Origin of the sequence: Methylobacterium sp. WL120 (assembly GCF_008039465.1) — a bacterium.
GTDB lineage: Bacteria > Pseudomonadota > Alphaproteobacteria > Rhizobiales > Beijerinckiaceae > Methylobacterium > Methylobacterium cerastii.
This window is the reverse complement of the sequence record NZ_VRUT01000148.1, coordinates 1-11,842: the sequence shown is the minus strand read 5'-3', so window position 1 is coordinate 11,842 and position 11,842 is coordinate 1. Positions and strand designations below refer to the sequence as shown.

Genomic DNA, 11,842 nt, shown 5'->3' with positions numbered 1-11,842 from the left:
AGACGCGGCCCGTAACCCGGGCTCCCATCGAAGAGGCAGAATCCAGCCTCTCGGACGTCGGCCAATCCGTGGCAAACACCGATAACGATCCAAACCGAGCGTAACACCAGACTTCTGCAGCAGCCTGCTAGAGCATTTTCCGTGATCTCTGGATCACAGAAAATGCTTTAACCTGCTGTGTGGTCGCATTTTCTTCACGCGAGCCGGCATCCACCTCGCTTGAAAATGCTTTAGCGCGGGGCGTCGTGCGAACCGTCATCCATCCCGCTTGAAGATGCTCAGCGTCGTCGTGGACGACGCGCTGCGTCAACGCCCGGTTCGAGAAAGACTTATACCGAGTCTCAAGGGTAGGAACCCATGAGGTCCGGCGGATTGCCGCCGCCCCGCAGTCGCGGGGGCCAGACCTCGATGAGTCGGGCTCATCGAGGTCTGGTATTACGGCCGCGGTGCGGCCTCGGTCAGATCCGCCAGGGCGGGTCCGGTCCCGGGCTCGGAGTTCAGCGTGCGCAGGAAAGCCAGCAGGTCGGCCTTCTCGTCCGCGCTCAGGTTGAGCGGGCGGATCTCCGGCGAGCGGCTCGGCCGGTCGATGCCGCCCCGGTCGTAGAGGTCGATCACCGCCTCCAGCGCCGCGATCGACCCGTCGTGCATGTAGGCGCCGCGGCCCGCGACCTCGCGCAGGCCCGGGGTCTTGAAGGCGTAGCGCAGGGCCTGCGAGTTCGTGACGAAGCGCCCGCGGCCGAGGTCGGCGCCGACGGCCGTGCCGATGTCGTGAAAGGAGCCGTCGGTGAAGGCCCAGCCGCCGTGGCAGGCGGCGCAGTTCGCCCGGCCGTTGAACAGGTCGAAGCCGCGCTTGGCCGCGACCGGGATCGCCGCCTCGTCGCCGGCGATCCAACGGTCGAACGGGCTGGCGCCGGACACGATGAGGCGCTGGAAGGTGGCGAGCGCCGCCTCGATCCGCGCCTTGGTCACGCCCGGGTCGGCATAGGCCTCCTTGAAGGCGGCGACGTAGGCGGCATCCGCCGAGAGGCGGGCCACGGCGTCCTCGACCGGCAAGCCCATGTTGCCGGGGGCGCTGATCGGCACGAACGCGACGCTTTCCAGATCGCGGAACTTGCCGTCCCAGCCGAGCCGGCCCTCCTGCCAGGCGAGGTTGAGCAGGGTCGGGGTGCGCAGGTCCGTGTCGGAATCGGCGCGGGTCGGCGCGCGCCGGCGCCCGTCCGCCCAGGCGAGGTCGGGCAGGTGGCAGGTCACGCAGGCGCGGTCGCGGTCGGCCGAGAGGATCGGGTCGAAGAACAGTTTTCGGCCGAGAACGGCCTTGGCCCGGCTGTAGGGGTTTTCGTCGGGGAACGGGATCGTCGCCGGAGCGGCATAGGTCGCGCGCCAGGCGGCGCGCTGCGCCACCCCTGAATCGGTCGCCGACCCGGTGACCGCGCCGAGCATCGCAATTGCGGCGACTCCACCGCCGAGCTTCCATCGCATCCCTGAGCTCCTAGGGAGCGTACCTACGACGCGAAATCTTGCTGATCCGTGAAGGTTTCGTTCCGATTTCACGCCGTCACGGTCACATGACGCCGGAAAAGCCAGCCCAGGACAATAAACCTCAGAAACGACTTGGCAACCTGGTGCGCGAAACCCTGACGATGCTTTCAGCCGGCCTGGAGCGCGGCGCGGGTATGGGCGTCGGCGCCGACGTCGCCGGCGCCGTCCATGCCGAGGGTTTCGATCAGCCGTCCCCGTGCGCGGCTGACCCGGCTCTTGATCGTGCCGACCGCGACGCCGCAGATCTCGGCGGCCTCCTCGTAGGTGAAGCTCTGGGCGCCCACGAGCACCAGCGCCTCCCGCTGGGCGAGGGGCAGCAGATTCAACGCGCTCTGGAACGCCCGCATCTCCACGCGGACCTCCTGCTCGGGCAGGCTCGTCAGCCGCCCGGCATGGCTGCCGTCGGCATCCTCGACCTCGCGCTTGCGCTTGCGCTGCTCGGAATAGAACAGGTTGCGCAGGATCGTGAACAGCCAAGCGGTCAGGTTGGTCCCGCGGCGGAAGCTCTCGGCCTTGGTCCAGGCGCGCATCAGCGTGTCCTGCACGAGGTCGTCGGTGCGGTCGAAATCGTAGGTCAACGAGAACGCGAAGGCGCGCAGCGCGGGAATCGCGCCGAGCAGGAGGTCGCGCATCTCGGAATCGGCGCCGGCGGGCGTTCCGACGGGGGCACAGGCCTGGATCATCGCGCCGACTCCTTTTCCGACCGGGCCGCCAACTCCGCGACGAGCGCCTCGAACCGCTCGGGAATTGGCTGGGCGAGCAGGCCCGCGTAGAGCACCCGCAGGCTGCGCCCGATCCGCCGCCGGGTCTCGGCGTCGAGCCGGCCATCGCCGCGCGGCCGCCGTTCGGACGCCCGCACCACGACGACCTCGGGCGGGCGCACGATCGTCCTGTCGGCACCGCGTTCGTCGGGGATGTCCTGCATCGTCGGCCGTCCTCGCAAAGCGGGGCGACGCCTCGCGACCCCACCGCCCGCGGACGACCGGAAACGGCCCTCAGGCCACCGGTTCTCCGCGGACGCAGGGTCCGTCGCCGTTGCTACGGGTGCTAGGGCCGGACGGTTTAATCAATTCTGAAAACGGCATTCACCTAGAATTCATCGCCACAGATCTCGATACCATCTTATGGTCAAGCTGTGGACTTTGTCAATCTGTATGATGTCCTCGATCTGGATACATCTTGTTACATTCGAATGTTCGAAACCTGACGGTTTGAACTATGTGGGGATGGGATGGCTCTTCCCTCCCCTTCAGCGGAGGAGCGCGATCACGGCTTCGCTCCACGCTGTTATTACGGGAATGCGCAGTAGAGCTTGGAATCCAGAACCGTAGCTTGCGCTTCAGTGGGTACCGTGAGTGGTCCTGGATCCCTGTATCTTGAGGTGGCTGCTGTAGAGGAGCGGAGCAGGCGCAGCTCGGTGGATCCCCGATCTGATGCATGATCGCAGTCCGGCGCGGCCGCGCCTGCTCGATTGCCCTCGATCGAACAGGCTTGGACCCCGCCCGGCTGGCGGCGAGCCTGCATGCCGGACCGGTCCCATGGCTGAAGTGCTGGACGCCGGGCTGATCGCCCGCTTTGTTCGGGCCATGCTCGATGCGATCCGCCCGCTGCCCGACGCCGCCCGTGCGCTCAAGCGCTGTCCACCCGGCGCCAGCAGCTGGTGGCCATGCGCGGGGTCGAAAAGACCCGCCTGAAGCAGGCGCGCGAACCGGCCGTGATCGCAAGCCATCGCGCCTGCATCGCGGACCTCGATTGGGGCCTACGCGGCCATCGAGGCGGAGCTGGACGCCCGCAATCCAGGTCGATGCCGAGTGCGTGGTCGCGCATCGCCTGCTGCGCTCGATCCCGGGCGTCGGCGCGCGCGTGGCGGCCGTGCCGATCTACGACCTAGCCGAGCTCAGACAGCGCGACCGCAAGAGCATCGTCAGCCTAGCGGGCTTGGCCCCGCATGTCAGCCGATCCATCCACGCTCCGCCGCGCGACCATGATCGGCGGCAGCCGGTTCTGCGTGCGCGGCGCTGTACATGAGCGCCCTCATGGCGGCGCGCCACGACCCGGCCTTCACGACCGCCGACCGAGCCCTGTGCGATCAGACCAAGCCGGCCAAGCTGGACCTGCGCGCCGTCGCACGCCGCATCATCGTCACCGCCAACGCTCACTCGCGCGATGCCTACACCAGCACAACAAACTGGGGTGATGACAGTGAGGATGTGAAAGCTAAAACAAGACGCGCATGAAGCGGATCGCTCTGTGGGCAAGCCAAGAAGGCGCTTCGCATTCCCCAGCGCGTTCGAAAATCCCGGTCGGCTCGCACGAGCACGAGGGTCTCGATACGAAAAGGCCGGCGCCCTCACGGGAACCGGCCTCTCGATCCGCGAACGAACCGGTGCGTCAGCGGGCGGGGCCGCCCGCGGTTCCGCCGGCGTTCGGGGTCATCTTGTTGGTCTGATCGACGTTGCCGCCCTTGGCCGAGTCGGCGCCGGGCGCCATGCCCATCTCTCCGGCCGGGCGGGTGACGGTGCTGCCGGTGGTCGCCGCGCCGTCGGCACCCGGCGCCACGTCGCGGGGGCCGCCGGTGGTCTGGCCCGCCTGCGGGACCGCGCGCGAAGGCTGGCCGACGTTGCCGGCATCCTGGGCGAGGGCGGGGGCGGCGACGAGGGCGCCGATCACGGCGAGGGCTGCGAGGCGCATGAGAATTTGTTCCGGTTGCGTGCGATGGGATCGAGCAACGGATGGTGGACGCTTCGGTTCCGGTCTCGCTTCGTCGCCTGCTCAGGCGTCGAGGCCGCCGGCTTCCAGGAAGTGCTCCAGCCAGTGAATGTCGTAGGCGCCGTTCTGGACGTCGGCGTTGCGCACGAGGGTGCGGAATAGCGGCAGCGTGGTGTCGACGCCGTCGATGACGAACTCGTCCAGCGCCCGGCGCAGGCGCATCAGGCACTCGTTGCGGGTGCGGCCGTGGACGATGAGCTTGCCGATCAGCGAGTCGTAGTTCGGCGGCACGCGGTAGCCCTGGAAGGCGGCCGAGTCGACGCGGACGCCGAGGCCGCCGGGCGGGTGGTAGTAGGTGATCAGGCCGGGCGAGGGCCGGAAGGTCGCCGGGTGCTCGGCGTTGATCCGGCACTCGATGGCGTGGCCCTCGACCCGGATGTCGTCCTGCGTCACCGACAGGGCGCCGCCGGCCGCGACCCGGATCTGCTCGATCACGAGGTCGATGCCGGTGATCATCTCCGTGACCGGGTGCTCGACCTGGATGCGCGTGTTCATCTCGATGAAGTAGAACCGCCCGTCTTCATAAAGGAACTCGACGGTGCCGGCGCCGAGGTAGCCGAGCTTGCGCATCGCGTCGGCGCAGATCTCGCCGATCTCGCCCCGCATCTCGGCATTGAGCGCGGGCGAGCCGCCCTCCTCCCAGACCTTCTGGTGGCGACGCTGCAGCGAGCAGTCGCGCTCGGCCAGATGCACCGCGCCGCCACGGCCGTCGCCGAGCACCTGCACCTCGATGTGGCGCGGCTTGGTGAGGTACTTCTCCAGGTAGACCGCGTCGTCGCCGAAGGCCGCCTTGGCCTCGGAGCGGGCCATGCCCAGCGCCTGCTCCAGCTCGCCTTCCGAGCGCGCCACCTTCATGCCGCGCCCGCCGCCGCCGGCCGCCGCCTTGACCAGCACCGGGTAGCCGATCTCGGCGGCGACCCGCTTGGCCTCCACCGGGTCCTCGATGCCGCCGTCGGAGCCGGGCACGCAGGGAATGCCGAGCTTGAGCGCGGTGCGCTTGGCTTCGATCTTGTCGCCCATGATCCGGATGTGCTCGGCCTTCGGGCCGATGAAGCCGATCTCGTGATGGGCCAGCACCTCGGCGAAGCGCGCATTCTCTGAGAGGAAGCCGTAGCCGGGATGGACCGCGTCGGCACCGGTGATCTCGCAAGCCGCGATGATCGAGGGGATGTTGAGGTAGCTGTCGCGGGCGGCGGGCGGGCCGATGCAGACGCTCTCGTCGGCCAGCCGCACGTGCATCGCGTCGGCGTCGGCGGTCGAGTGCACCGCCACGGTCTTGATGCCGAGCTCCTTCGACGCCCGGAGGATGCGAAGCGCGATCTCGCCGCGGTTGGCGATCAGGATCTTGTCGAACATGGCAGGGGCGCTTTCCAGCGAAGTGTGCGCGGTTCGCGTGACGAGAGCGGGGCCTTCGCCGACGGCGGCGCGGATGGCGGGCTGACGAACGCCCTCGGCTCCTCCGCGCTCGGCTACTCGATGACGAGGAGGGCTTCGCCGTACTCGACCGGCTGCCCGTCCTCGACGAAGACCGCGGCCACCGTGCCGGCGCGGGGCGCGACGATCTCGTTGAAGGTCTTCATCGCCTCGATCAGGAGCAGCTTGTCGCCGACCTCGACCCTGGAGCCGACCTCGACGAAGGCCTTCGCCTCGGGCGAGGGGCGAAGATACGCGGTGCCGACCATCGGCGAGGGCACGGCGCCGGGATGGGTCTTGCCACGCTCCGGCGCGGCGCCGGGGCCGGGGCTCGCCGGAATCGGCTGGGGTGCCGCCGGGAGCGCCATGGCCGCCGGCGCGGCGACCTGGACGTTCACCGGCTCGATCCGGCGGACGACGCGGATGCGGAGATCCCCTTTCTCGACCTCGATCTCGGACAAGCCGGTCTCGGTGACGAGGTTGGCGAGCTCGCGGACGAGATCGGCATCGATGGGGTCGTGCTTGGACATCGGGCCTGTCTTCTGGGGACTGAACCTGGGATGGCGGGTGGCGGCCGCGCCTGCGCCGTTCCGCCGGCGCGGCCGCGGACCCCGATCCCGCGAAGGCGCCGGTCTTAGACGAAGGCGCGCGTTCGCGACACCCCGTCGCGCGTCAGCAGGAGGCGTGGCCGCACTGGCGGACGTCGGCGATGGTCTTGCGGATCGGCTCGACGCCGACCGCGCCGGGGATGATCTCGTCGCCGATGATGAAGGCCGGGGTGCCCGAGAGGCCGAGCTTGTCGCCCAAGCCCCGGTTCTCGGTGAGCGCGGCCTTCACCTCGGGACCCTGCGCATCCTTCTGCAGCTTGGCCATGTCGAGGCCCATCGCCTTGGCGACGTCGAGGGCCTTGGCGCCGTTCACCCGGCCCTTGGACTCGAGCAGCTTCTGGTGGAACTCGAACAGCTTGTCGCCCTTGAGCTGCTGCTTGGCGGCGAGCGCGATCTGGCTGGCCTCCTGCGATTCCGGGCCCAGCACCGGGAAGTCCTTGATCACCACCCGCAGCTTCGGGTCGGCCTTGATCAGCGCCTGCACGTCGCCCAGAGCCTTGCGGCAATAGCCGCAATTGTAGTCGAAGAACTCGATCATCGTGACGTCGCCGGCCGGGTTTCCGGCGACCACGTCGTGCGGGCTGTCGAGCAGCGCCTTCTGCGATTCCTTGAGGGCCGCGGCCTGGGCGAGGCGCTGGGTCTCGACCTGGCGCTTCTCGCCCTCGGCGATCGCCTCCTGCAGCACGTCGGGGTTCTTGATCAGGTAATCCTTGACGATCGCCTCGATGCCGGCGCGCTGCGCGTCGGTGAAGGGCGCGGCCGGCGCCGTCTGCGCCAGCGCCGGGGCCGCGATGCCGAGGGGCAGGGCGACGGGCAGTGACAGCATCGCCGCGAGGCAGGAGGCCGAGAGCAAACGGGGGAGAAGCATACGTCCTCGCTGGGCGGGCGCGGCGGGCAGGCCGAACCGGGGCATGGTCGATCCGGTATCGATCGGGTTAGGCGTTTTCACGGCGGCGGGTCAAATCCCCGGATCGCATTCCATCTTGCACAATGCGTCATTTCTTCCGCGAGGCGTCCCGTCGATGATCGATCCCCTCCGAGCCCTCCGGCTCCGCCCGCGCCTGCTCGCCGCCTTCGGCATCATGGCGGCCTGCGCGCTGCTGGTCCCGGGGCCGGACCTCGTCACGCGCCTGCTCGCGGGCTGGTGCGCCGGGATCGTGGCCTACGCCGTTCTGATCGTCCGCCAATCGACCGGGCAGTCCCGCGACGCCCTGCGCCTGCAGGCCTCGCGCCTCGACGACAGCGCGGCGCTGGTCACCGTGTTCACCCTGCTCGCGGCCGCGGCGAGCTTCGCCGCGGTCGGCGTGCTGGTGCTCGGCGGCAAGGCGAGCGGGGCGGGCAAGGTCTTCGACCTGACGCTCGCCGGCGCGACGGTGCTGTGCACCTGGTCCTTCGTGCAGCTCGTCTTCACGGTCCACTACGCCCACGTCTACTACGGCGACGACGCGCCGGGCGAACGCCGCGGCGGCCTCGACTTCCACGGCGACGAGGACCCGGACTTCTGGGACTTCCTGTACTTCACCGTCACCATCGGCGCGGCGGCGGCGACCTCGGACACCAACATCACCAGCAAGCGCATGCGCCGCATCGCGACGGTGCAGACGGTCTACGCCTACCTGTTCAACACCGGCGTGCTGGCCCTCGCCGTGAACATGGCGGCGGGGTTCGTGGGGCATTGAGGATGTTGGGCGATCCGGGCGATGCTCCCGAATCGTCGGCGCGCCGTTTCGTCATCGCCGGCCGCATTTGATGGCGCTACAAATATTATGGCGATCACCTTCGATCCCGCGAAGCGAGATTGGACGCTCCGTGAGCGAGCCCTCGATTTCGCAGCTGCCGCGACCGTCCTCGCCGGCTCCTGCGTCAGCTTCGAAGACGATCGCCAGGATTATGGCGCGACGCGCATCATCACGATCGGGACGCTCGCGGGCCGGATGGTCGTGGTCGGCTGGACCCTGCGTGGCGACGACGAGCATGTCTTTTCGATGAGGAAGGCCAATGACCGTGAGCAAAAGAAATATGGTCCCGCCCTCCGCTGACGGCATCGGGCAAACGGACCTTGCGCGGCTCGATGCCCACGTGATCCAGGCGAGCGAGTATGACGAGATTCCCAAGATTACCGACACCATGATGGCGCGCGCAGTTCCCGGCTCGGGCCACGACATCGCGCGCCGCGGGCGTGGGCGTCCGAAATCCGAGGCTCCGAAGCGGCAGGTGACGTTGCGCCTCGACGGCGACGTGATCGCGGCGATGCGCGCTAGCGGGCAGGGCTGGCAGGCGCGGGCCAACGCCGTGCTCCGCGAACGCTTCAAGGCGTAGCGCCGCGGCGACAGGTCCTGCGGGCCGTTCGAGGGCTGACCGGCCGCCGCGGCCCGCGTATAAACGTTGGATGATCCCGATCTCCCGCCGTGCCGCCGCCGTCGCGCCCTTCCTCGCCATGGACGTGATGGTCGCCGCCGCCACAAAGGCGCGGGCCGGGGAGGACGTGGTGCGTATGGAGGTCGGCCAGCCCTCGGCGCCGGCGCCTCGGGCGGTGATCGCCGCCGCGCAGCGGGCGCTGGAAGGCGGCCGCGTGCCCTACACCGAGGCCCTGGGGCTGCCGGCCCTGCGCGAGCGCATCGCGCAGGATTACCGCGAGCGCCACGGAGTCGCGGTGCCGCCGGAGCGTGTGGTGGTGACCACCGGTTCGTCCGCCGGCTTCATCCTGGCCTTCCTGAGCCTGTTCGACGCCGGCGCCCGGGTCGGCGTGCCGCAGCCGGGCTATCCGGCCTATCACAACATCCTCTCGGCCCTCGACCTGGTGCCGGTGCCGATGCGCCTGAGCGCCGCCGACCGCTACGCCCCGACCGCTGCGCTGCTTCAGGCGACGCATGCGGCACATGCCCTGTCCGGCGTGCTGGTGATGAGCCCGGCCAACCCCTCCGGCACGGTGATCGGTGAGGCGGCGCTCGCCGAACTCTGCGTGGCGGCGCGGGCCCTCGGCCTGCCCTTCATTTCCGACGAGATCTATCACGGCCTCGGCTACGGCGTGCCGACGACGACTGCGCTCCGGTTCGACTCGAATGCGATCGTCATCAACTCGTTCTCGAAGTACCATTGCATGACCGGCTGGCGGGTCGGCTGGATGGTGGTGCCCGACGCCCTCGTGCGCCCGATCGAGCGGCTTGCGCAGCACCTCTACATCTCGGCGCCCTACCTCTCGCAGGTCGGCGCGCTGGCGGCCTTCGACGCCACCGAGGAGCTCGACGCCGTGCGCGACGGCTACGCCCGCAACCGCGCGATCCTGCTCGATGCGTTCCCCGGGATCGGCCTCGGGCGCACGCATCCCGTGGACGGCGCCTTCTACCTTTACGCGGACGTGGCGAACCTCACCAACGACGCCTCCGCCTTCTGCCGGCGGATGCTCGACGAGGCCGGCGTGGCGGCCACCCCCGGTCTCGACTTCGACCGGGAGGCCGGCCACCACCACGTCCGGTTCTCCTTCGCCGGCTCGGAGGCCAAATGCCGGGAAGCGGTGCGGCGCCTGCGCACTTGGCTGGCGTGATGCCGCGCGGGCTCGTCCGACCCGGCGCCTGATACGTTCAGGCTGCCAGGACGGCCGCGTCGGCGGCGGCTGCAGCTGCGAGGGTCGTCGCGGTCGCCGCGTCGAAGGCCTGGAACGCGACGGTCGCGGCGTCCCAATCCTGAACCTTCACGCCGGCGCAAAGCGCTGCCGCCTGGGCGGCGGCGGCGATGACTCCGGCGCGGACGTTTGCGGGCAGGATCGGGTCGGCGACGATCGCCATCATGCCGGTATGGGGCACGACGCCGACCAGCACCGAAGCGAGCCGGCGCTTCCAGGCGGCGCAGTCGGCCGGCAGCCGGGCGAGGGCCACGGCCAGGGGGTCGCCGTCCAAGCGGTCGAGGAGGGTGCGGCTCATCGCTTCGAGCGCCTCGAGCTCGCCGATCGCGTCCTTGATCTCACCGCGCGACTTCTCTGTGCCGGCGGCGATGCGGCCGACGTTGGAGGCGATCTCGCCGGTGGCGGCGATCTGCTGCTCCATCACCTCGGCCAGGGCCCGCATCTCGGAAGCCGCCTCGGCGACCGCGGCGCTCTCCGCCTCGACGCGAGCGTTGGCGCGGTCCATCGCCTCGGAGCCGGCCGCCACCGCGGCCCGGCTGTGGCCGACGGCCGCGTGCATGGCCGACAGCTCGGTCTGAAGCGCGGAGAGCCGCGCGCGGATCTCGTCGGTCGCCCGGGCGGTCTGGCCCGACAGCGCCTTCACCTCGCCGGCGACCACGGCGAAGCCACGTCCCGCTTCGCCGGCGCGCGCCGCCTCGATGGTGGCATTGAGCGCGAGCAGGTTGGTCTGAGCCGAGATCGAGGCGATCGCGCTCGCCATCTCCTCGATCCGACGCGCCGCCGCGGCGAATCCGTCGAGGCGCCCGCCGATCTCCGACGTGCCGGCCTGGATCTCCTGCATCCGCTCGCCGGCCCGGCGCATGTCGCCAGCGCAGATCGCGATGCCCTCGCGGGCCCGCTCGGCCGTCTCGGCCGAGGTCTGCGACCGGGCGGCGATCTCGCTGGTCGAGGCGGCGAGTTCCTCGCTCGCGGCCGCGATCAGGCGGGCCTGGTCGGCGACCTGTGCGGAATCGTGGGTGAGCCAGCCGATCGAGGTTCCAGCCGACGAAGCCGCGGCCGACAGGCGGCCGGGCAGGCGCAGCGCTTCGGGGTCGGCGGGCGGCACGGAGACGGGCTTGATGGCCTGCTCGGGCGCCTCGGCGGTGCAGTCGAGACCGCCGGAAGCCACAACCGAGAGGGCCGGCGTTTCAATCCTGGCTTTGCGGAAGAAGCTCAACATCGATTGCATTCCTTGGGACAGGACTGCAACCTGGAATGGAATAGGTCAATACGGAGTTTATACCGCACACTTTTGTACACAAACAGAGCGATTTCAATCCGTCGGTGATGCCGAGATCGTCATTTGCGCCGCACCCGATGTCTCGGAGACCTGATTGCCGTCGCCGGCGAAGCGAGGTCCTGGGTTCGTTGGAACCCAGGGCCTCATCTCAGTCGGCCGGCTTCGTTTCAGCCGGCCTTGCGCCGGTTCATTCGCCAGTCAGCGCGGCCTTGGTGCGCGACCACCAGCCGGCGCGCTTCGGCCGGTCGGGATCGGACGGCTCGCTGAGCACCACCGCCACCGGCTCCGGCGCGCGCACCGGAGCGGGCGCCGGGGACGCCGGCTCGACCATGGGCTCGGGGGCCGCCTCGGTCGCAACCGGCGACGGCGCCGGGGCGTCGGGGGAAGATGTCTCGGCGGGGCTCGACACCGGCAGGTCGATCGCGGTCTCGGCGGGAGGCGTCGCCGCGGCGATCGCCGCCTCGACGGCCTCGGCGCTCACCGGCTGCTCCGGCTGCAGTTCGGCGACCGGGTCGACGCCGGCCTCCTGCGACGCGTCGAAGTCGGACGCGGCCCCCTCGGACGCGACGGCGTCGCCGCCATCCCGGCCGCGGCCCTCGGCACGGCCGCGGC

General features: G+C 69.8%; 14 protein-coding genes and 1 pseudogene. 6 read left to right on the top strand and 9 right to left on the bottom strand.

All coding sequences use genetic code 11. The features are described from left to right. Positions 1 to 435: 435 nt before the first annotated feature. The 3 genes from FV229_RS21525 to FV229_RS21515 form a co-directional block, all read right to left on the bottom strand. On the bottom strand, positions 436 to 1,479 hold the full coding sequence (locus FV229_RS21525; RefSeq protein ID WP_147753918.1) for a cytochrome c peroxidase: 1,044 nt from the start codon (positions 1,477 to 1,479) through the stop codon (positions 436 to 438). Between the two features lie 167 nt (positions 1,480 to 1,646). Continuing rightward, entirely contained in the window at positions 1,647 to 2,222 is a 576-nt protein-coding gene (locus FV229_RS21520) for a sigma-70 family RNA polymerase sigma factor (protein WP_147753917.1), read from the bottom strand. After that, complete coding sequence (locus tag FV229_RS21515; RefSeq protein WP_187273593.1) at positions 2,219 to 2,464, bottom strand: NepR family anti-sigma factor; 246 nt, start codon at positions 2,462 to 2,464, stop codon at positions 2,219 to 2,221. Before FV229_RS21515 ends, FV229_RS21520 begins: the two co-directional genes overlap by 4 nt. A 613-nt stretch (positions 2,465 to 3,077) precedes the next feature. On the opposite strand from FV229_RS21515, the gene FV229_RS27585 reads away from it, so the two are divergent. Together FV229_RS27585 and FV229_RS21505 are read left to right on the top strand one after the other, a co-directional pair. Further along, the gene (locus tag FV229_RS27585) at positions 3,078 to 3,233 is read left to right on the top strand and encodes a hypothetical protein (RefSeq protein ID WP_187275235.1); all 156 of its coding nucleotides are present in this window, start codon (positions 3,078 to 3,080) and stop codon (positions 3,231 to 3,233) included. Between the two features lie 330 nt (positions 3,234 to 3,563). Continuing rightward, on the top strand, positions 3,564 to 3,776 hold the full coding sequence (locus tag FV229_RS21505; protein ID WP_147753915.1) for a hypothetical protein: 213 nt from the start codon (positions 3,564 to 3,566) through the stop codon (positions 3,774 to 3,776). Positions 3,777 to 3,930: 154 nt separating this feature from the next. On the opposite strand, the gene FV229_RS21500 is transcribed toward FV229_RS21505, so the two are convergent. The 4 genes from FV229_RS21500 to FV229_RS21485 all read right to left on the bottom strand — a co-directional run bounded on the left by FV229_RS21500 (position 3,931) and on the right by FV229_RS21485 (position 7,155). Continuing rightward, positions 3,931 to 4,230, bottom strand: a complete 300-nt coding sequence (locus tag FV229_RS21500; protein WP_147753914.1) for a hypothetical protein — start codon at positions 4,228 to 4,230, stop codon at positions 3,931 to 3,933. Positions 4,231 to 4,311: 81 nt separating this feature from the next. Next, entirely contained in the window at positions 4,312 to 5,664 is a 1,353-nt protein-coding gene (accC, locus tag FV229_RS21495) for an acetyl-CoA carboxylase biotin carboxylase subunit (protein WP_147753913.1), read from the bottom strand. A gap of 113 nt (positions 5,665 to 5,777) precedes the next feature. Beyond that, on the bottom strand, positions 5,778 to 6,251 hold the full coding sequence (gene accB, locus FV229_RS21490) for an acetyl-CoA carboxylase biotin carboxyl carrier protein (RefSeq protein WP_147753912.1): 474 nt from the start codon (positions 6,249 to 6,251) through the stop codon (positions 5,778 to 5,780). Between the two features lie 142 nt (positions 6,252 to 6,393). Next, positions 6,394 to 7,155: a DsbA family protein gene (locus FV229_RS21485; RefSeq protein ID WP_147753920.1), complete on the bottom strand. Its 762-nt coding sequence runs from the start codon at positions 7,153 to 7,155 to the stop codon at positions 6,394 to 6,396. 196 nt (positions 7,156 to 7,351) lie between these two features. On the opposite strand from FV229_RS21485, the gene FV229_RS21480 reads away from it, so the two are divergent. The 4 genes from FV229_RS21480 (at position 7,352) to FV229_RS21465 (ending at position 9,873) form a co-directional block, all read left to right on the top strand. Beyond that, complete coding sequence (locus tag FV229_RS21480) at positions 7,352 to 8,008, top strand: DUF1345 domain-containing protein (protein ID WP_147753911.1); 657 nt, start codon at positions 7,352 to 7,354, stop codon at positions 8,006 to 8,008. An 87-nt stretch (positions 8,009 to 8,095) separates the two neighbouring features. Continuing rightward, positions 8,096 to 8,368, top strand: coding sequence for a BrnT family toxin (locus FV229_RS21475; RefSeq protein ID WP_147753919.1), 273 nt, complete (start codon positions 8,096 to 8,098; stop codon positions 8,366 to 8,368). Continuing rightward, on the top strand, positions 8,349 to 8,648 hold the full coding sequence (locus FV229_RS21470) for a BrnA antitoxin family protein (protein ID WP_210246617.1): 300 nt from the start codon (positions 8,349 to 8,351) through the stop codon (positions 8,646 to 8,648). Before FV229_RS21475 ends, FV229_RS21470 begins: the two co-directional genes overlap by 20 nt. 70 nt (positions 8,649 to 8,718) lie before the next feature. Beyond that, complete coding sequence (locus tag FV229_RS21465) at positions 8,719 to 9,873, top strand: aminotransferase class I/II-fold pyridoxal phosphate-dependent enzyme (RefSeq protein ID WP_147753909.1); 1,155 nt, start codon at positions 8,719 to 8,721, stop codon at positions 9,871 to 9,873. A 37-nt stretch (positions 9,874 to 9,910) separates the two neighbouring features. On the opposite strand, the gene FV229_RS21460 is transcribed toward FV229_RS21465, so the two are convergent. Both FV229_RS21460 and FV229_RS21455 read right to left on the bottom strand, forming a co-directional pair. Beyond that, the gene (locus FV229_RS21460) at positions 9,911 to 11,170 is read right to left on the bottom strand and encodes a methyl-accepting chemotaxis protein (RefSeq protein ID WP_147753908.1); all 1,260 of its coding nucleotides are present in this window, start codon (positions 11,168 to 11,170) and stop codon (positions 9,911 to 9,913) included. A gap of 247 nt (positions 11,171 to 11,417) precedes the next feature. Continuing rightward, positions 11,418 to 11,842 (bottom strand): annotated as a pseudogene (locus tag FV229_RS21455) (ribonuclease E/G); the annotation flags it as partial.